Below are 22,160 nucleotides of genomic sequence, written 5' to 3' on the forward strand. Positions count from 1 at the left end.
TAAGGAGAAATTTTAATGAAACAAATTATAGAAAAAATAAACAAATTAAAAGAAAACCTTAATAAATGAGGTCATGCTTATTATGTTTTAGATAAACCATTAGTGGATGATTCAGAATATGATAAGAGTTTAAATGAGTTAATAAAATTAGAATCTCAATACCCACAATTAATTACATTAGATTCTCCCACACAAAAAGTTGGTGGAGTAGTTATGGATAAATTTGAAAAGTATAAACATAAGCAACCAATGTTAAGTTTAGCTAATGCATTTAATGAAGAAGACTTAGAGAATTTTAATGACCAAATTTTAAAGGAAATTGAAAATAAGAAGTACAATTTTTTTGTTGAGCCAAAAATTGATGGGTTATCAATATCACTAATATATAAAAATGGGAATTTATTTAAAGGAGTAACTAGAGGAGATGGAATTTATGGTGAAGATGTTACTTCAAATGTTAAAACAATAAAAAGTATTCCTCTTTCAATATCTGATAAAAGTGAGTATGTAGAAATTAGGGGAGAAGTTTTTTTATCTAAAAATGAATTTGAAAAATTAAATAAACAGAGATTATTAAATGATGAAGAAATTTTTGCAAATCCAAGAAATGCAGCAGCAGGAACTTTAAGACAACTTGATTCAAGTATTGCTAGTTCAAGAAAACTTGATGCATTTTTATATTATTTTATGGACAGAGAAAAATTTCATACTCACAGTGATTCATTGAAATATTTAGAAACAATGAATTTTAAAGTAAATAGTTTAGGAAAGATTTGCAATAATATTAAAGAAGTTTATGAACATATACAAACCATTCTTTTACAAAGAGAAAAACTGGAATATGAAATAGATGGTGTAGTAGTTAAAATTAACGATTTTGATTTATATGAAAAAGTTGGTTATACTGCAAAATCACCTAAGTGAGCTATTGCATTTAAATTCCCAGCAGAAACTAAACAAACAAAACTGAAAAATATTTTTTCAACTGTTGGAAGAACAGGAAGAATTACTTATAACGCTTCATTAGAACCTGTTCAAATTGCAGGTACAACAGTTCAAGCAGCAACACTACATAATGCAGATTTCATTATTCAAAGAGATATTAGAATCGGGGGAGAAGTCAAAGTAAAAAAGGCTGGAGATATTATTCCCGAAGTAATTTCACCAATACAAGATGAAAATTATTTTTCATTAAAAAAATGAAAAGAAGAAAAAAAATGTCCTCAATGTCATTCAATTTTAGAAAGAGTTGAGGGAGAAGTAGATCAGTATTGTATAAATTCCCAATGTCCCAGAAAAATTGTTAGAGGTTTAGAACATTTTGTTTCAAGAGATGCTATGAATATTGAGGGTTTAAGCATAAAAATAATTGAAAAACTTTACGATAATAAATTTGTAAGTACTGTCTCTGATATCTATAAATTAAATAAGTTTCGACAACAATTAATAGAGTTGGATAAAATGGGTGAAAAATCTGTTAAAAATCTTTTAGAATCAATAGAAATTTCTAAGGCAAATTCTTTAGAAAAATTATTTTTTGGTCTTGGAATTAGACATGTTGGTAAAAAAACAGCAAAGACCTTAGCTTTAAGTTTTAAAAATATTGATAAAATTTCAACAATAACTTTTGAAGAGTTAGAACAAATAAATGATGTAGGACCAATAGTTGCAAAATCAGTATGTGATTGATTTACTATTAAACAAAACAGAGAGCTGATTAAAGAATTAAATGAACTTAAAATAAATATGCAGTATTTGGGTAATGAAGGAACTAAAAATAATGATAAAATAACATTGAAGAGTTTTGTTATTACAGGTACATTAAGCAAACCAAGAAACTATTTTAAAGATTTGCTTGAAGAATATGGAGCAAAAGTTATTGATACAGTGAGTAAAAAGACTGACTTTTTATTAGCAGGAAATGAAGCTGGAAGCAAATTAGAGAAAGCTCAAAAATTAGGAATTAATATTTTATCAGAAGAGCAGTTTTTAGAAATGATAGGAGAATAAAAATGACGATTAATTTAGAATTATTAAAAGAGCTTCAAGAAGATGCTATGTTGGATTTATCAGAAAAAGAATTACAAAATATTCTAAAATATGAAAATATTATTTTGAAAAAGTTTGAAAAGGTTTTATTAGTTAATACAGATAATGTTGAAGAAATGCATTATCCTTTTGATATAACTACAAATAAATTAAGAGAAGATCAAGAAGTAAAGACTTTGCCCAAAGATGAGATTTTAAAAAATGCTCCAAGTGTGCATGACGACTTTATTACAATTGTAAAGGTGGTTAAATAGTATGAATTTTAAAAAAACTACATTAAAAAAATTGCATGAACAATTAGTAAATAAAGAATTAAAAACTACTGATTTAATTAAGAGTGTTTTAGATTCCTCAAAAGCTGATTGAGATAGCAATTTTCTAATTACCTTGTGTGAAAAAGAAGCTATGCAAAGGGCCATTGAAATGGAAAACAAAATTGAAGAAGAAAATGTATTAAGTGGAATTCCATTTATTCATAAAGATAATATATCAACTAAGGGAATTCTAACTACGGCTGGTTCAAAAATCTTGTCAAATTATATTCCTTCTTTTGATGCAACAATTGCAAAAAAATTTAATAATGCAAATTCTATCTTAATAGGTAAAGCTGCATTAGATGAATTATCTATGGGAGGAACAGGTTTATTTTCATTTAATGGAGAAGTTAGAAATCCATATGACAAAAATAGAATTGCTGGGGGAAGTTCAAGTGGTAGTGCTTATGCAGTTGCAAAGGGAATTGTACCATTTGCAACTGGGGGAGATACCGGAGATTCAATTAGAAAACCTGCAAGTTTAACAGGTATTGTTGGTTTCAAACCAACTTATGGTTCTATTTCAAGGTATGGTGCTATTCCGTATGCTCCTAGTTTAGATCACTTAGGCTTTTTCACAAATAATGTTGAAGATTTAGCTTATTTATGTGAAGCAACATATGGAAAAGATGAAAAAGATTTTACATCAATCGATAATAAACAAGAATTTGTAAAAAATATTAATAAGTTTAATAAGAAAATAAAATTTGGATATATTAAAAGTGTAAATAAATTTTTAAAGGGTCAATTATTAAAAGATTATCTTAAATTATATGAAACTTTAAAAGCTGATGGTCATGAAGTTATAGAGTTGGATTTTAATAAAAAGTTACTTGAAGCTATACCAGCAGCATATATGATGATTTCTTTTGCTGAAGGAGTTTCTTCAAATTATAATTTGGATGGAATTAAATTTGGATTAAGAGCCAAGGGAAATAATTACAAAGAAATAATAAAAAATTCTAGAACTCAAGGATTTGGTGAAACTGTTAAAAGAAGATTTTTAATTGGAAGCTATCAATTAAAATCTGAAAATCAGGAATTACTTTTAGCTAAATCAAAAAAAGTAAGAAGACTTATTGTTGAAGAATTAGAAAAATTATACAAACAAGTTGATATTTTAATTTTACCTCCAACTTTTGAACCAGCTCCAACTGTTGATCATGTATATGGTGTTGATGTAGAACAAAAAGGAGATGGAGATTTTATTTTTGCAGAAGATATTTTAATTTTGGCAAATTTTAATGGAATGCCATCAATTACAATTCCCTTTGTTTCACAAGAAAATATGCCAATTGGAATTAATTTAAATGCAAAACCTAAAGAAGACTTGAAAGTCTTACAAGCTGCAAAATATTTGGAAACTATTATTGCAAAAAATTTTAGACAAGTAGGTGATTTAAATGAATAACTTTGAAGTAGTTATAGGAATTGAAAATCATATTGAATTAAAAACTAAATCAAAAATGTTTGGTTTAGGTCCAGTTACATATGGAGAAACTCCAAATTCACAAGTTTCAGAAATTGATATGGGTTATCCTGGAATTTTACCATCAGTAAATAAAGAGGGTGTAAGATTAGCTTTACTTACTTGTAATGCTTTAAAAATGAAGATTGATTCACTTTTAAGATTTGATAGAAAAAATTATTTCTATCCTGATTTAGTAAAAGGTTATCAAATTACGCAACAATTTTTTCCAATTGGAAAAGAAGGAAAAATTGAAATAAATTTAGAAAATGGTAAAAAGAAATTTATTGAAATTGAAAGACTTCATATTGAAGAAGACACTGCTAAACAAACACATAAAGATGATTTAACATACATTGATTTTAATAGAAGTGGTGTGGGCTTAATTGAAATTGTTTCAAAGCCTGTGATAAGAAGTGCATTTGAAGCAGTTGAGTATGTAAATCAATTAAGAGAATTATTATTATTTTTAGGAGTAAGTGATGTAAAAATGAATGAGGGTTCTTTAAGATGCGATATAAATATATCTTTAAGACCATATGGTTATGAAAAACTTGGTTCAAAAGTTGAAATCAAAAATTTAAACTCACTAAATAATGTTAAAAAGGCAATTGAATTTGAAATAAAAAGACAATCTAAAATATTGTTATCTGGTGGAACCATTGATCAAGAGACAAGAAGATTTGATGAGTCAAGTCAAGAAACAATTTTAATGAGAAAAAAATCAAACGCAATTGATTATAAATATTTTAGAGAACCAAATATTTTTCCCATTCAATTGGATAAAAATTGAATTAAAGAAGTTCTAAATGGTTCTCCTGAATTAGCATCACATAAAAGAAAGAAATATATTGATAATTATAATCTTTCTATTGAAGATACAAATTATATTTTGTCTGATTTAGCATTAGTTAAATTTTTTGAAGATACAATTTCATTAGGTTCGGACCCTAAGAAGATTGCAAATTATTTATTAACTGATATTAAAGCCTTATTAAATAAAGATGGTATTGAATTAGATAAATCAAATTTAAAACCAAAAGATATTAATCAGATAATAGAAATGCTGGATAAAGGAATAATCTCTTCAAAACATGTTAAAACAATATTGCCAATAGCTTTTGAAACAGATAAAGAAATTATAGATATAGTAGAAGAAAATAATTTAAAATTAATTTCAAATATAAATGAAATTGAAAAAATTTTATTGCCAATTATTAAACAAAACTTAAACTTAATAAAAGAACAATATGAACAAAGACCAGAAAGAGTTGAAAAAACAATTATGGGTCAACTTATGAAAGATACTGGTGGTAATGTAAGTCCTACAATAGCCACAGAAATAATAATTAAAAAAATAAAAGAAAATTTATAAAAAATGCTAACCATATTTTAAGGTTAGCATTTTTTATTCATCAATTTCTTGTTCTCCTCTAATTTTCAAAACAAGATCATTTACAACATTATTTTTTGCATATACTCCAAGAATATCTCCTTCTTTAAGAATAGTATACTCATCAGGTAAAATAGTCTTTCCGTTTCTTTTTATCTGAATAATATTAAAGTCTTTATTAGAAACTAATCCAGCATCAAATATTGATTTATCAATAATCTCTTCTTCATAAACAGTTATACTTGTAAAAACATATTCATTATCAATTGATTGAACTTCACTTTCAATATCAAATAGAGATTTGGTAGCAACCATTTTTCCTGTAATAACATCGGGAATAATAACTTTATCTTCTTCTAAACCAAGAGCTAATAAGATTCTTTTGTGTCTTTCATCTCTTGCTTTAACAATAATGTTTTCAACACCTAAATCTAATAGATTCAAAACTGTTAAAATACTTGATTCCATATTTCCCCCAAAACAAACTATAACTCCATCGTATTGTGAAATTCCATTTTTTTCTAAAGCATTTTTATTAGTTGCATCTAAAACAACTCCCTCAACAGATTCAAATTGATTAATGTATAAGTTTAATCGTTCTTCATCATAGTCAAAAATCTTTATTAATTGCTTTCTTTCATCTAGTGTTTGCGCCACTGATAGACCAAAATAGTTTGCCCCAAATATAGCAAAACTTTTTTTTCTAGCCATATTTACTCCAACTTTCTAACCTATTAATTATACAACTCTTTTAATCTTTAATGTATAATTTAGTATAGATTTAAAAGAGGCTATTTTTATGAAAAATTCTTCAAGTGATGAAAAAGATATTGTTAAAAGTAAATCTAATAAAAAGAAACCAGAAGTAAAAAAGAGTTTAGAAAATAAGAATGAAAAATTCTTTCATAAATTAAAAAACTGATTGCCTTTTTCTAGAATAAGTGGAAAAATTATTTTAGCATACTTAATTTCTATTATTTTAGGGGGATTCTTGCTTTCAATACCTGGTGTTGTTGTTGACCCTAAAAATCACTGAAATTTTATTACAGGAATGTTTACTGCTTCAAGTGCAATTTCTGACACAGGGATAACTATGGTACAAACAAATACAGGTTACTCATTTATAGGTCAATTATTAATTATAATAATGTGTCAAATTGGTGGAATAGGGATTCTTACAATTAAAATTACTCTTTTAGTAATGATTGGAAGAAAAATTTCTTTAGATGATCAAAATATTGCACAAAAAGAAAGAGGAAATAATAGCTTATCAAATACTGTTGAAATGATAAAAGATGCTTTTGTATTCTTATTAATATTAGAATTAGTAGGTTCAATAGTATTATTTTTTGGTTTTTACTTTACTCCTCTTTCATTGGATGGTATTCATAAATTAGATCCTTCATCGGTTACAAATCCTTACAATGATTTTGGAAAATCACTTTGAGCTGCAATTTTTCATTCAATAAGTGCTACAAACAATGCTGGCTTTGACATTGTAAGTGGTAATTCATTACTGCCTTACAATCAAGGTAGTTCACATGCTTATTTAATTCAAGTAACTTTTTTGTGTCAATGAGTAATTGGGGGATTAGGCTATCCTACATATCATGATATTAAGAAGAAAATTAAAGCGAGAAAACAAGGAAAAAAAGTAAAATTTTCTCTATTTACAAAATTAAATTTTATTACATATATATCTTTATTTTTATTAGGACCAGTATTAGTTTTTTTAACAGAATATTTAACTGTAGAAGAAAGTCAAATATTGTTAAATGGTCACTATGAAGAAAGTTATATGTTATTAGAAAAAGAAAAAGTATATATATTTAATAAATGAGTGGCTGATGGTGATGGTTCATGAAAGCCAACTCATGTTTGATTGATGGACTTAATTTTTAACGTTTCTTCAACTAGAAATGCTGGATTTGCCACAGTAGATGTTAATAGTTTTACTGCAGGAAGTAAATATTTATTATCAATTTGGATGTTTATAGGAGCAGCGCCCTCGTCAACTGCTGGGGGAATAAGAACAACTACTTTTGCAATATGCATATTGGCAATATTTTCAATTATGAGAAATAAAAAATCAGTTGAAGTTTTTAAACGAAAAATACCAGATGAAACAGTTAAAAGAGCTTTTGCTGTAGTATTTATTTCATTCTTTATTGTTACAACAAGTATTTTTGTTGTATATTTGGATAGTAACAAAATGTTATTTAGAACAGATGAAACTCAAAATACAGAAGCAACAATAATAAAATTAATAATGTATGTATGTAGTGCTTTTGGTACAGTTGGATTCCAACCATTTCCAAATGAACAAATTATTCAATTGGGTGTCATAAGTAAAATAATGTTAGTAATGACAATGTTTGTAGGACAGTTGGGAATATCAAATACATTATTAGCTTTTGTAAAACCAAAAAATAAACAAAACTTTAGTTACTTAGAAGAAGAAGTTACAATAGGGTAGATTTTATTTTGACTCAAATTAAATTAATTATGTTTTAAACAACTGTGATATAATTTTTAAGATTATTTAATTAAAAATTAAAAATTTATTTATAAATATTAACAAGAAATTTTGTTATTTTAACTAATTTATAGTATTTGTATATTATTTTTTATAAAAGGTATAAATGAGAGAAAAAATATTATTTTTAAAAAACTCAATAAGAAAAACTAAAAAAAGCATTATTCAAATTATTTCATTGTCATTTTTATTTTTTTTGACACTATTTATTGTCTTTTCAATTTTTTCAGTTAATCTTAAAATATTTTGAGGTTATAAGGATTTTCAAAATACAAGTAATTTAAGAGATGCTGTAATGGAGGTTAAAAAGAGCTCTCGACTTATTGATCCAACAAAGGATGAAGAAACTAAACTTCCTGAAAATCAAGAATTATATCAACAATATATTTTAAATCGGTTAGCTTTGGAAAATCATTTTGAATGAACAAAAACTGAAGAGTGAAATATTAACAATATTAAAAATAAAACTAAAAGTCAAAAACTTAAAATAATTTCAAAATTTAACTCAGTTAAAAATAATTGTATTGATTGTTTAATAATTGAAGAAGGAAATAATTTTTCAGATTCATATCAAATTTCAAAGAGACAAGTAATTTTTAATAAGCAATTTGCAAAAAATAATGAAATTAAATTAGGAGATATAGTTAGATTACAACCAGATGAATTTGGTGATTCACTATTAGTAAAAGAAAACGAGAATGTCGCTTCTGACATTTTGAAAACTTCAAACATAGATGAATTATTACAACTAAATCAATATTATGGACTAAATTGATATGAAGTTATTGGGTTTGGAAGTTCAGCTGATTTTGCATATCCTGTATTTGGAGATTTATCATTTTTTCCTAACATAAATAATGAGGCTATTGTTTATGTTGATTATAGAAATTTGGGAATTAGTGACTATAAGTTTAATATTAAATTTGGAGATAACCAAAAAGTAGAAAGAAATATGAAAATTTATAATTCTTCAAACTCCTTAATTTCATTAACTTCTGAATTTGATGCTAGTTCATATTTTTCAATTAAGTTTAATTCGAAGCAATCAAATCAAAGTTTAAAATATTTAAATGAAAAATATAAAGAGTATGGTAAATTAACAAATAATCTTAATTATTTTTTTAATAATAATGATAAAAACTATAGTCATTTTTCAAGAATTAATGGCCCCAAACAAATCATTTTAATATTTAATATTTTATTAACAATGTTGTCTATTTTAATTTTTTTAATTTCACTTTTTATATTTTATTTAGTTTCAAAAAAAGAGTTTGAAAATTCTTTAAGTGAGATAGGTTATCTAAAGTCAATGGGATACAAAAATGGACAAGTAATTTTTAATTATTTAGCTTTAATATTAATTTCTATTTTAACAGCCTTTGTTATCTCCATAATTATGTTTGTTGCTTTTGAGAATTCATTATTAAATATTTTTTCAGGCTTTTTTAATTTCAAGTTTAAAGTCTTTAATTATTTATTCCCTATACATTTAGGAGTTTTAATTATTTTTATAATAGTATTTTTACTTATTACAAGATTAATTTCAATAACAGTGTTTAATAAGCCAATTGTATATTTAAATAATGGAATAAAAAAAACCAAAATTTCATACATAGCAAGACAATATAAAAAAATATATAAAAATTCTAGTTTTAATAAAAAATTAAGATCTGCATTAGTAATTTCATCCTTAAGTAAAATTACTGGTATATCATTTGCTATGTTATTATGTGCTACATTAACAACATCAACTGTAATTATTCCAAAACAAATTAAAAATAATTATGATTCAATTTTCTCTAATATTTATTATAAAAATAGGATTGAGTATACTAACCCACTTCCAAATAACCCATTAAGTTTTTATAAGACCTATAATCCGAATTTTCAAGATAAAGAGTGAGGATTTGATTTTAATAATAAAATAACAAAAGAATATATAGGGTCAAAAAGTAAAGATGATGTAAGTACGGCATATCCAATTTTACAAGACAAAAAAACTATAAATTGAGAAAAAGTAACTAGAGATATTTTAAATTCAGACATTCATAAAGATTATTACTCTTATGATATAGCGAAAAAAAATAATACAGCATGAGCAGAATTTAGTTGATTAAATTGAAAAAATCTTTCAACAAAATTTTTATTAGATTTAGATAATGCAAATATTGATACTTCCTGACCAATTGGAATAATTGGTTCAAAACAGACAATTAAAAATATTTACTCACAATGAAAAGATTATGATTTTCTTAAACAGGAATTAATTAGTTTAAATAAAAAAGATCCAAATAAAGAAGAAATTTTAGAATATACTAATTTATTTTTAAATTTCTATAAAAAGTACATTGGAGGATTACCATTAAAATATAATTCTAAAATAGTCAATGAAAATGAGATTGTTAATAAAGAATTAAATAAGATACTAAAAGAACCCACTATTTATAAAAAAGATTCGCTCTCTAATTTTGAAAGCTATTGAAAACTAAATAATGAGCATAATAAATTTTATAAAATTAACAATTCAACCTATGCGGATTTTGATTTTATTTATAATAAACAGTTAATAGATGTAAAGAATTTGAAATTAAAAACATTAAAAGATTGAGATCAAGAAGATATTAAACGTTTAAATAATAATTTAACTATTTGATTTGCATCAGTGTTTGAGTGAAGATTAGGTGTGGCAATACTTTTATTAACTTATACAAATTCACCATATTTTATACAACAAAAAATTATTAAAGCAATTGAATTAAATGATAACTTTAATATAAGCAATGGTATAATTCCTTTTAATGAAAAAAATGAAGAATTAGGAACATATTTAAAAGCAAATTATCGTAATCAAGATTTCAATATTTATGGGACTATTGAAAACTCAAAACTAAATTTAATGAAGAATATAAATAATAGCTTATTAAATAATAAGTTATTTGAAAAAACTGAAAATAATTATTATCCAATAATTATTAATAAAGCTTTTTCAAAAAAAATGAAAGTAAAAGAAAATCAAATTCTTGATATTCAAGTATATATTGAGAAATTAGAAAAATACAATAATGAAATTTACTCAGATATTGGTATTAGTGATTTAGAAATGGGATGAGAAAAAAGCCCATTTGAAAATTTTAGAACGCAATCAAGTAGAAGTTATTATTCAGCGCCCAAAAGTAGATCAGATTATAGAAATTTTTCAGATACTTTAGCAGGAATACCAGCCAATTTTAACTCAGCAAAAATAGGAGGTAATGATTTTGCAATAACAAATGGGGGAGCAATAAGTGCGTCTCAGCAACCTCCGATTCATAAAAGAGTTACTAATAATGAACTGCAAATTACAAATAAAAAATATGATTTGAAAAATAAATTTAAAGTTGTAGGAATAGAAAAAAGTTATGGACCTCTAAAGGCATGAGTTGCAAATGATAAAGCAAATGAAATTATTGGATATAATAAAGTAGAAAAATTTAACTTCGAAAAATTTTTTATTCCGGAATGAGCATATGTAGATGACTTATATACTTTTAATGAGTTTAATGATGAATCATTGAAGAGTAAATTAAGAACCATGACATATGATGAATTCAAAAATAACATAGGAGAAAATCAAATATGAAAAAATATGGATAAGTTTTTTAAAAACCTATATCCAATATTTAACTACAAAATTTCTTCTAACATAGATATTTCAGATTTAACATTTGGAATGTCAACTTCTCAAAGATATGGAGATCATAGTGAATTTGGAACTAGGGGAAGTTATGGACAAATATATCCTGAAGAATGTCAAAATGAAGAGGAATGTGAACCCATTATTGATAAAGATAACTATTATGAAGGATTTTCTGTTTCAACAGTAAAAAGCTTATTGCCAATAAATACTGTAGAAGAGTTAACAAAAGATTTAATTGTAAGTTTTAATCTTTCAATATATATTTTTATAATTATTTTATTGATGATAACTTTCATAATATTATTGCTAGCAACAACTTTAATTATTACAGATAATAAGGAATTTATAAATGGGATGAAAATTATGGGATACTCTAATTTCTATATAATAAATCAAATATTTAGTGTTTATAATTGGTTAATATTATTTATGTTTTCATTTGGTTTTATTATAGGGTTTTTATCATTAATAAGTATTGTTGAATATCTATCACTTTTAGGGAACTCTATTTTCTTTATGTCCTTTATTTGGTGACATCCATTTTTAGTATTTATTTTATTAAGTTCTATTTATAGTTTCACTTTTACAATTAGCTGATTTAATGTAAAACAGATAAAAATAGTTTAAAAGAAAATAAAAAAACTATCAGAAGGATTAGATTTGCATATTCACTTTTTAAAATTTAAGTAGTGATAGAAATAAAAATAAATATTTTATAATTATCTATTATTGGTGAAATAGCAAATTTAATAAAATAAAAGTTTTATTACAGAATGAGAATTAAGCAAATATTAGAAATATAAACAAAATTGGTTTAAATACAACTTTAAGTAAAACTAATAATTTATTGATATAACTTGCTTTTTTCTTTTTTTTTACTAAAATATTTTTATAATTTAAAAATATTTTAAAATATAAAAAGGGGTAAAAAATGAAAAAATTATTAGGATTGTTGGGCTCATTAACATTAATTACAAGTGCAAGTGCAACTGTAATTGCTTGTGGAGAAAAGGAACCAGAAATTACTGAAACATTTGATTATGATGGTTTAATTAAAGAACTAAAAGTAGATGTTCAAAAAATTTATCAAAAGCATTTAGTTGAAAAAGTAGCACCACAATTATTTGGTATTACATCAACTGAATCAAGTAATGCGTTTTTAAGAAAGGCAAATATTGATAAATATAAAGGTAATCCATCAGGAATTCAAGGAGATGACAAAACTGCTCTTAAAAATGACCTTGAAAAAATTTTAGATGTAAAATCTTTGGAGACTAGTTTAAATAATGAATTAAAAAAACAAAATAAATATAAAATAATTTTAAATGATGTAAAATCATTGCTTAAAAGTGTAGCATTTGATTTTGAAACTATGATTATACAAAGTAATGAAACAAATGGAATATATCTTGGAAATGTTGTTATTGATTACAATATTGTACTTCAATATAAAGGTGAAAAAGAAGTTGAAACTTTTAAATTAAATGACACACTTAAATATACTTCAACAAATCAAAATTGAATTCAAACAGGAAGTAAAAATTTTTATCAAAATATAACAAAAGACTATTTTGCTTCTAATGATGCAAAAAATAGTGTACATACTAATTTAGAATGAAATAAAATTGCTAATAGTAAAGATGATTTTGAAGCTTATGGTGATGTTGAATCAGGAATAAAAAAATATTATCAAGATGATTCACGAGATAATAATTTTAGAACTTCAATAATTTCTTTTATTCAAAAAAACTATTTTGATAGTTCACAAACATCATTACCAATTGATTTTGAAGGGGATTTAATCTATAAGGAATCAAATTTATTTGATAATTCTTTACTTAAAGTTGTAAATCAAAATAAAAGTTATAATAGCAGTAATTCAATTAAATATGATTATAAAGAAGAAAATGATAAAATGATGTTGGAAACTTTCTTTAGAAAAGATCCGTCACAAATTGCTACTCAAAATAACTTAGGAGATTATTATTTCACTCAAAAAAATTATAAAATGTGACAACAGGAATATTCTGTTGAAAAAGAAAAATTTTTAAAGCAACTAGGTCTGTCAACAGATCAAATGGAAGAAATAAAAGCCGAAGAAGCCTTTAAAAAGTCTTTAAGTTTAGGATATGTAAGCCTAAAAGGTTTATCAATTAGGATAGATAATGGAGCATATGTTCATCAACTGCCTGATTTTAGAATAGCAATTAATTACTTATTTAGTAAAGATATAAAAGAAGATGCTGAAAGAAAAAATTTAGCACTATTTTCTACAAAAACACTTTCTGCATTTCATGAAACATTCAATATAGATCATGACTATAATGAATATCCAGAACAAAATACTAACGAAGATTTTTTAATGGCAATAAAAAAATCTACTTTAACTGAAGATTTCAACTTTAAGAATACCTGAGGAAGAGAAACTTCATGAGTAGCTAATGGAAATTTTAACTTAACAACAGATAGTAACTTTGGAATTGCTTTAGAAGATTACAGATTGGAAATGTTTAGAAAAGCAAATTTAACAAGTAATACAAAGTATGAATTTGCTTTTAGCCAAGCTAGAAATGGAAATCAATGATCTTATCATGAATGATCATGATATCTTGAAGAAGATGGATGAATGATTTCTGACCCACGTAGACCAAATACTAATCCTAATTTAAATGAAGGAATATTACATTTTAATTTAGGTTATATTCAATTTAACTTTAATTTAGATAAAATAATAAAGGGAACAAAAGAAATTGAAGGTAAAAAAAGTTATATTAAGTTTGTATAGAAAAAAAGTTTAATAAATAACAATGAAAAAAATAATACCAAGTATATGGATAATAAAATTCAGTTTTAAATCAATTATAAAAGAAAAATCATTTCTAATATTTAATGGAATATACTTATTATTCTCATTATTTATAGCTATTTATTCAGTTATTCAAAAGAATAGTAGTGATTTTTTATTAATATTTGATTATTATGTTTTGTTATCTATATTTGTCATTTTATTCATACTTTGTCTAAGATTGGCTCAGTACTTTTATCTCGTCAAAAAAGAGGATAAAACATTAAATATAATCATTACTCAGCAAATTTCTAGATCAAAGTTATTTAATCTTCAATTTATTTCCTTTATTTTATTGATGTTAATAAATATAACTTTAAGTTATTTATTAATAAATATTTTACATATTTTATTTACTTTAAAAATTAACAACTTTTTAATTAGAGTGACTAGTGTTTACTTCTTATATGCATTACTAAGTTGCGTATTTTTATTAAGTTTCTTTTTACTAATTTCTTTATTAACAAACATTCAAGTATCTACAATAATTGCAACTTTAATTTTATCTACTACTTTTATTAGTAATATGCCCTATATTTTTTTAATAAAAGGTGAAGAAGCAAAAAAAATATCTGTAGATTATAATAGTTCCAAAACTACATTATATGTGAACGAAGTATATGATAGTTTTGATTTAAAAAAACAAGTATTAAATAAAGAATTAAAATATTCTAATTTAAGTTTAGAAATCTATAATAATTTTTTAGAAAATCAGTATGAAACAGATCCAAATTTACTTAATAACTTTGAAAGTGCAAGTAATATAAATAAAAGAATTAACTTCTGACAGGAAATGGGAATAGTTGAAAAACAATCAAAAGAAGTTAATCTGACTACACCTACAAGAATATTGGCTGTAAATAATAATTCAACAATTTCAAAATGAAAAAATGATGAAATTACTTTTAAAATTAACTTGGAGTATAAGTTTTTAACAATAGAAGAACTGCAACAAAAAATGCATTTAGGTTCATTGTCTGATAAACAAAAAAAATTATTACAAGAATTTATTGAATTTACACAATATATAACAAATTATTTTACTAGCTTTCAATCTAAATTTGCTAGTCTATTTGAATCATTTATTTTTCTAAATGATGAAACAAATATTGAAAAAAATTATATCAAGAATGAAACAAAACCAGAAGAAGAAAACATGTTATTTGATAAGAAATATCTAGTGGAAATGTATCAAAATTACTTTTCATTTTCTGATAATAAATTAAGATTGGAAAATAAGAAAATAGAAAAATTAATTGAACAAGATTTCTATTGGCCAACAATGCTAAGTATGAGAATTTTGGAAGACTACTTTATAAGATATACAAATAATATGGTTATTTTGGAAAATAGTAATGTTGTAAAAGATGAAGATTGAAAATTGTATAATAAATCAAGAACTATTTTTAATTCATTCTTCTATTTTAATTTTATTTCAAATACACTTCAAAGTTATACATATTTTGGAGGAAGAAGTTATGAAGATTTTTGATTTGAACCAGAAAGCTCAAGTAGAATATTTTTCAATAAACAGGACAATTTATTTATAGCTAAGCCTAGTTATACATTTAAGCTTGATGATCAAAATAAAATAATTCCAGAAACTTATTATAATTATTTAAATCCACTATTTTATATTTTAATTCAAGCTTCAATAGCAACAATTAATTATTTTATTGCAAAAAATAAATTTAAAAAATTAGACTTAAAGGGATAAAAATTATGGAAAAACTTATAAATTTTAAAGACTATAGCAAAAAATTTAAAAAAAAGGTAATTGGCCCATTTAATTTTTCAATTGAAAAGAATAAAATAACAGCATTATTAGGAAGCAGTGGTAGTGGAAAAACTGTAATATTAAATTCACTATTAGGAATTATTAAAAAATTTAATGGTAGTATTGACATTGAAAATTTCAATAGAAAAACTAGAAAATATTTCATAATAAATAGTAAAATAGGTTATTATACTCAAATGGATTTCTCATTATATACTGTTAGTGCATATGATTTTTTGTTAGACATTTGTATTATGATGGGAATTAATAAAAAGGAATCATTTAAAAGAATAGAGCATTGAATGAAATATTTTGATATTTGAGAAGATAAAGATAAAAAAATTAATAATTACTCATGGGGAATGAAAAATAGAATAAATTTAATTCTTTGTTTTATAAAAGAACCAGAAATAATTATTATGGATGAACCTGGAGCTAATCTTGATTCTTATTGACGAAAAAAAATTAAGGACTTATTAATTAAATATAAAAAAGAAGGAAGAACTATTATAATAACTGTTCATAACATTGATGAGATCAATGAGGTTATTGATAATTATTTAATTATTGATTCTGGAAAGTTAATATTTTCAGGATCAAAAGAGGAATTAGATTTATATAATAAATATAAAGTATATTTAAACGAAAAGTTTGATATTATTGAATTCAAAAAATTCTTAGATTCTAAAAATATTAAAAGTTTTAAATATGATGAAGAGGAAATTTCAATTGTATTTGCAACAAAAGATTTAAAAGAAATTAACTGAATATTTATTTATTTTATTAGTAAATCAATACCAATTTTAAATTTAATTAAATTGCCTATAAATATGGAAGCAGTTCATAAGGCACTTGATAGTAAGATAATAACTTAGAAATTTCTAAATATACTAAACTATAAGTTATGTAAAAGGTTTATAGGAGTATATAAAGATTTTTTTTAGTAAAATTTTTTATAATATAAAAGGGGTAAAAAAATGAAGAAATTATTAGGATTGTTGGGCTCATTAACATTAATTACAAGTGCAAGTGCAACTGTAATTGCTTGTGGAGGGTCAATAGAGTCAGTTATTAAAGAATTTGATTATGGTGCTTTAATTAAACAACTAGAAACAGATGTTCAAAAAATTTATGAAAAGCATTTAATTGAAAATGTAGGGCTAAAATTATTTGGTATTACATCAACTGAAAAAAATAATCAATTTTTAAAGAGGGCAAACATTGATAAATACAAAGATAATCCATCAGGGATTCAAGGTAATGAACAAACCGCTCTTAAAAATGACCTTGAAAAAATTTTAGATTTAAAATCTTTCGAAACTAGTTTAAATAATGAATTAAAAAAACAAAATAAGTATAAAATAATTTTAAACGATGTAGAATCTTTGTTTAAAAGTGTAACATTTAATTTTGAAACTATGATTATCCAAAGTAATGAAATAAATGATATATATCTTGGAAATGTTGTTATTGATTACAATATTGTACTTCAATATAAAGGTAAAACAGATATTGAAAATTTTAAATTAAAGGACACACTTAAATATACTTTAACAGATCAAAAATTATTTCAAGAAGCAAGTCAAAGATTTTATCAAAATATAACAAAAGACTATTTTGCTTCTACTGATCCAAAACATACAGTTCATACTAATTTGGAATGAAATAAAATTTCTAAGGGCAAAAAAGCTTTTGAAGCTTATGGTAATGTTGAACCTGAGATAAAAAAATATTATCAAGATAATTCAAAAACAAATAGTTTTAGAACTTCAATAATTAATTTTATTCAAGATAAATATTTTAATATTTTGCAAAAATTTCCAATTGATTTTGATGGTGATTTTATCTATAAGGGATCAAATTTTGACAATAATGATAATTCTTTACTAGCAACTATAAATTGATATATAAGTTATAATCACAGTAATTCAATTAAATATGATTATAAAAAAGAAAAAGATAAAATACTGTTAGAAACTTTCTTTAGAAAAGATCCATCAAGAGCTGCTACTAAAAATAACTTAAATGACTATTACTTTACTGGGGAAAATTATAAAATATGACAAGATCAATTTTCTATTAGAAAAATGAATTTTTTAAAGGAATTAGGTATGTCAGTAGCAGAAATGGATAAAATAAAAGAAGCAGAGGCATTTAAAAAAGCTCTAAGCTTAGGATATGTAAGTATAAAAGGTTTATCAATTAAAATAGATGGTGGAGCTTATGTTCATCAATTGCCGGATTTTAGAATAGCAATTAATTACTTATTTAGTAAAAGTGGAGCTGAAGATACTGAAAGAAGAAATTTATCCGAATTTTCTGCAAAAACACTTTCTGCATTCCATGAAACATTTAATGTAAAACATGACTATAATAAATATCCAGAACAAAATACTAAACTAGATTTTTTAATGGCAATAAAAAAATCTACTTTAACTGAAGACTTCAATTTTATTAATTTTTGAGAAAGACAAGATTCAAGAGAAGCAAATGGAAATTTTAACTTAACAAGAGATAGTAGGTATAAAATTAATTTAGAAGATTATAGATTAGAAATGTTTAGAAAAGCAAATTTACCAAGTAATACAATTTATCAATTTGCTTTTAATCACCCTTGACATGGAAATGACTGAGCTTCTCATAAATGAGCATGATATCTTGAAGAAGATGGATGAATGATTGCTGATCCAGGTAGACCAAGTAATGGTTATATTTTGAATGAAGGAATATTACATTTTAATTTAGGTTATATTCAATTTTACTTTGATTTAGATAAAATAATGAAGGGAATAAAAGAAATTGAGGGTAAAAAAAGCTTTATTAAGTTTGTATAGAAATAAAATTTAATAAATAGTAATGAAAAAAATAATACCAAGTATATGGATAATAAAATTTAGTTTTAAATCAATTATAAAAGAAAAATCATTTCTAATATTTAATGAAATATATTTATTATTCTCATTATTTATAGATATTTATTAAGTTACTTAAAAGAATAGTAGTGATTTTTTATTAATATTTGATTATTACGTTTTATCATCCATATTTGTTATTTTATTCACATATTGTTTAGGATTGGCTCACTATTTTTATCTCTTCAAAAAAAAGAGGATAAAACATTAAATATTATCATTAATCATTAAATTTCTAGATTAAAGTTATTTAATCTTCAATTTATTTTCTATATTTTGCCGATATTAATAGATATTTTAATATCTATTTACTTTAAAAATTAATTATTTTATTTTAAAAAATTAGACTTAAAGGTATAAAGATTATGGAAAAACTTATAAATTTTAAAGAGTATAGCAAAAAAAGTTAAAAAAATAATTGGTCATTTAATTTTTCAATCGAAAATAATAAAATGACACCATTATTCAGAAACAATGGTAGGAAAAACGTAGTACTAAATTCATTATTGGGAATTATTAAAGAATTTCAATAGAAAAACTAGAAAATATTTCATAATAAATAGTAAAATAGGTTATTATACTCAAATGGATTTCTCTTTATATACTATTAGTGCATATAATTTCTTATTATATATTTGTATCATGATGGGAATTAATAAAAAAGAAGGAAGAACTATTATAATAACTGTTCATAATATTGATGAGATCAATGAGGTTATTGATAATTATTTAATTATCAATTCTGGAAAGTTAATATTTTCAGGATCAAAAAATAAATTAGATTTGTATAATAAGATAAAGTATATTCAAATGAAAAACTTGATATTATTGAGTTTAAAAAATTCTTAGACTCTAAAAATATTAAAAATTTTAAATATGGTTAAGAGAAAATTTAAATATAAATTTTCTTTTTTATATAATAATATTAATTAAGTATAAGGAGCTTTGATAATTTTAAAAAACATATTAAAAAGTTTGCTTTTTTTCATTTTTTTAGTAAAATATTTTTATATTTTAAAAATATTTTTAGAATATAAAAGGGGTAAAAAATGAAAAAATTATTAGGATTGTTGGGCTCATTAACATTAATTACAAGTGCAAGTGCAACTGTAATTGCTTGTGGAGAAAAGGAGCCAGAAATTACTGAAACATTTGATTATGATGGTTTAATTAAAGAACTAAAAGTAGATGTTCAAAAAATTTATCAAAAGCATTTAGTTGAAAAAGTAGCACCACAATTATTTGGTATTACATCAACTGAATCAAGTAATCAGTTTTTAAGAAAGGCAAATATTGATAAATATAAAGGTAATCCATCAGGAATTCAAGGAGCTGACAAAACTGCTCTTAAAAATGACCTTGAAAAAATTTTAGATGTAAAATCTTTGGAGACTAGTTTAAATAATGAATTAAAAAAACAAAATAAATATAAAATAATTTTAAATGATGTAAAATCATTGCTTAAAAGTGTAGCATTTGATTTTGAAACTATGATTATACAAAGTAATGAAACAAATGGAATATATCTTGGAAATGTTGTTATTGATTACGATATTGTACTTCAATATAAAGGTGAAAAAGAAGTTGAAACTTTTAAATTAAATGACACACTTAAATATACTTCAACAAATCAAAATTGAATTCAAACAGGAAGTAAAAATTTTTATCAAAATATAACAAAAGACTATTTTGCTTCTAATGATGCAAAAAATAGTGTACATACTAATTTAGAATGAAATAAAATTGCTAATGGTAAAGATGCTTTTGAAGCTTATGGTGATGTTGAATCTGGACTAAAAAAATATTATCAAGATGATTCACGAGATAATAATTTTAGAACTTCAATAATTTCTTTTATTCAAAAAAACTATTTTGATAGTTCACAAACATCATTGCCAATTGATTTTGAAGGGGATTTAATCTATAAGGAATCAAATTTATTTGATAATTCTTTACTTAAAGTTGTAAATCAAAATAAAAGTTATAATAGCAGTAATTCAATTAAATATGATTATAAAGAAGAAAATGATAAAATGATGTTGGAAACTTTCTTTAGAAAAGATCCGTCACAAATTGCTACTCAAAATAACTTAGGAGATTATTATTTCACTCAAAAAAATTATAAAATGTGACAACAGGAATATTCTGTTGAAAAAGAAAAATTTTTAAAGCAACTAGGTCTGTCAACAGATCAAATGGAAGAAATAAAAGCCGAAGAAGCCTTTAAAAAGTCTTTAAGTTTAGGATATGTAAGCCTAAAAGGTTTATCAATTAGGATAGATAATGGAGCATATGTTCATCAACTGCCTGATTTTAGAATAGCAATTAATTACTTATTTAGTAAAGATATAAAAGAAGATGCTGAAAGAAAAAATTTAGCACTATTTTCTACAAAAACACTTTCTGCATTTCATGAAACGTTCAAGATAGATCATGACTATAATGAATATCCAGAACAAAATACTAACGAAGATTTTTTAATGGCAATAAAAAAATCTACTTTAACTGAAGATTTCAACTTTAAGCCAAATTGAGGAAGAGAAACTTCATGAGTAGCTAATGGAAATTTCAACTTAACAACAGATAGTAACTTTGAAATTGCTTTAGAAGATTACAGATTGGAAATGTTTAGAAAAGCAAATTTAACAAGTAATACAAAGTATGAATTTGCTTTTAGCCAAGCTAGAAATGGAAATCAATGATCTTATCATGAATGATCATGATATCTTGAAGAAGATGGATGAATGATTGCTGATCCAGGTAGACCAAATACTAATCCTAATTTAAATGAAGGAATATTACATTTCAATTTAGGTTATATTCAATTTAACTTTAATCTAGATAAAATAATAAAGGGAACAAAAGAAATTGAAGGTAAAAAAAGCTTTATTAAGTTTGTATAGAAAAAAAGTTTAATAAATAACAATGAAAAAATAATACCAATTATATGGATAATAAAATTTAGTTTTAAGTCATTTATAAAGAAAAATCATTTTTAATATTTTATGTAATATACTTATTTATTGAGTTATTCAAAAGAATAGTAGTGATTTTTTATTAATATTTGATTATTAAGTTTTAATATCCATTTTTTTATTTTATTGATACTAATAAAATTGCTATGAGTTATTTATTAATAAATATTTAACATATCTTATTTGCTTTAAAAATTAATTATCTGTTAATTAGA

The 22,160-nt window shown here is 23.5% G+C and carries 13 protein-coding genes; 12 read left to right on the forward strand and 1 reads right to left on the reverse strand.

Annotated features, from left to right (window positions below; all coding sequences use genetic code 4):
• Nucleotides 1-15: 15 nt before the first annotated feature.
• The 4 genes from ligA to gatB are packed head-to-tail and all read left to right on the forward strand — an operon-like array spanning nt 16 to nt 5,206.
• Nucleotides 16-2,010, forward strand: coding sequence for an NAD-dependent DNA ligase LigA (gene ligA / locus SCANT_RS00570; RefSeq protein ID WP_053945801.1), 1,995 nt, complete (start codon nt 16-18; stop codon nt 2,008-2,010).
• Between the two features lie 2 nt (nt 2,011-2,012).
• Nucleotides 2,013-2,303 (forward strand): Asp-tRNA(Asn)/Glu-tRNA(Gln) amidotransferase subunit GatC, encoded by a 291-nt coding sequence (gatC, locus tag SCANT_RS00575; RefSeq protein ID WP_053945802.1) that lies wholly within the window; start codon nt 2,013-2,015, stop codon nt 2,301-2,303.
• Between the two features lies 1 nt (nt 2,304).
• The gene (locus tag SCANT_RS00580; protein WP_053945803.1) at nt 2,305-3,774 is read left to right on the forward strand and encodes an amidase family protein; all 1,470 of its coding nucleotides are present in this window, start codon (nt 2,305-2,307) and stop codon (nt 3,772-3,774) included.
• A complete protein-coding gene (gatB, locus tag SCANT_RS00585; RefSeq protein WP_053945804.1) occupies nt 3,767-5,206 on the forward strand; it encodes an Asp-tRNA(Asn)/Glu-tRNA(Gln) amidotransferase subunit GatB in 1,440 nt (479 codons plus the stop codon). Before SCANT_RS00580 ends, gatB begins: the two co-directional genes overlap by 8 nt.
• A gap of 33 nt (nt 5,207-5,239) precedes the next feature.
• Here the strand turns inward: gatB and SCANT_RS00590 are convergent, their stop codons facing one another.
• Nucleotides 5,240-5,935 (reverse strand): potassium channel family protein, encoded by a 696-nt coding sequence (locus tag SCANT_RS00590; protein WP_053945805.1) that lies wholly within the window; start codon nt 5,933-5,935, stop codon nt 5,240-5,242.
• Between the two features lie 88 nt (nt 5,936-6,023).
• Here SCANT_RS00590 and SCANT_RS00595 point away from each other — a divergent pair, with 88 nt between their 5' ends.
• The 8 genes from SCANT_RS00595 to SCANT_RS00630 all read left to right on the forward strand — a co-directional run bounded on the left by SCANT_RS00595 (nt 6,024) and on the right by SCANT_RS00630 (nt 21,873).
• Complete coding sequence (locus SCANT_RS00595) at nt 6,024-7,700, forward strand: TrkH family potassium uptake protein (protein ID WP_053945806.1); 1,677 nt, start codon at nt 6,024-6,026, stop codon at nt 7,698-7,700.
• Between the two features lie 166 nt (nt 7,701-7,866).
• The gene (locus SCANT_RS00600) at nt 7,867-12,063 is read left to right on the forward strand and encodes an ABC transporter permease (protein WP_053945807.1); all 4,197 of its coding nucleotides are present in this window, start codon (nt 7,867-7,869) and stop codon (nt 12,061-12,063) included.
• Between the two features lie 304 nt (nt 12,064-12,367).
• Entirely contained in the window at nt 12,368-14,221 is a 1,854-nt protein-coding gene (locus SCANT_RS00605; RefSeq protein ID WP_053945808.1) for a lipoprotein, read from the forward strand.
• Between the two features lie 22 nt (nt 14,222-14,243).
• Nucleotides 14,244-15,998 carry an ABC transporter permease gene (locus SCANT_RS00610; protein ID WP_053945809.1) on the forward strand — a complete coding sequence of 585 codons (1,755 nt, stop codon included), beginning with the start codon at nt 14,244-14,246 and terminating at the stop codon, nt 15,996-15,998.
• 5 nt (nt 15,999-16,003) lie between these two features.
• Nucleotides 16,004-16,933 carry an ABC transporter ATP-binding protein gene (locus SCANT_RS05245; RefSeq protein ID WP_083434186.1) on the forward strand — a complete coding sequence of 310 codons (930 nt, stop codon included), beginning with the start codon at nt 16,004-16,006 and terminating at the stop codon, nt 16,931-16,933.
• 102 nt (nt 16,934-17,035) lie between these two features.
• Nucleotides 17,036-18,892, forward strand: coding sequence for a lipoprotein (locus SCANT_RS05440; protein ID WP_053945810.1), 1,857 nt, complete (start codon nt 17,036-17,038; stop codon nt 18,890-18,892).
• A 663-nt stretch (nt 18,893-19,555) separates the two neighbouring features.
• The gene (locus tag SCANT_RS00625) at nt 19,556-19,819 is read left to right on the forward strand and encodes a hypothetical protein (protein WP_053945811.1); all 264 of its coding nucleotides are present in this window, start codon (nt 19,556-19,558) and stop codon (nt 19,817-19,819) included.
• Between the two features lie 200 nt (nt 19,820-20,019).
• A complete protein-coding gene (locus SCANT_RS00630; RefSeq protein ID WP_053945812.1) occupies nt 20,020-21,873 on the forward strand; it encodes a lipoprotein in 1,854 nt (617 codons plus the stop codon).
• Nucleotides 21,874-22,160: the final 287 nt, after the last annotated feature.

Origin of the sequence: Spiroplasma cantharicola (assembly GCF_001281045.1) — a bacterium.
In the GTDB taxonomy this organism is placed as follows: Bacteria; Bacillota_I; Bacilli_A; order Mycoplasmatales; family Mycoplasmataceae; genus Spiroplasma_A; species Spiroplasma_A cantharicola.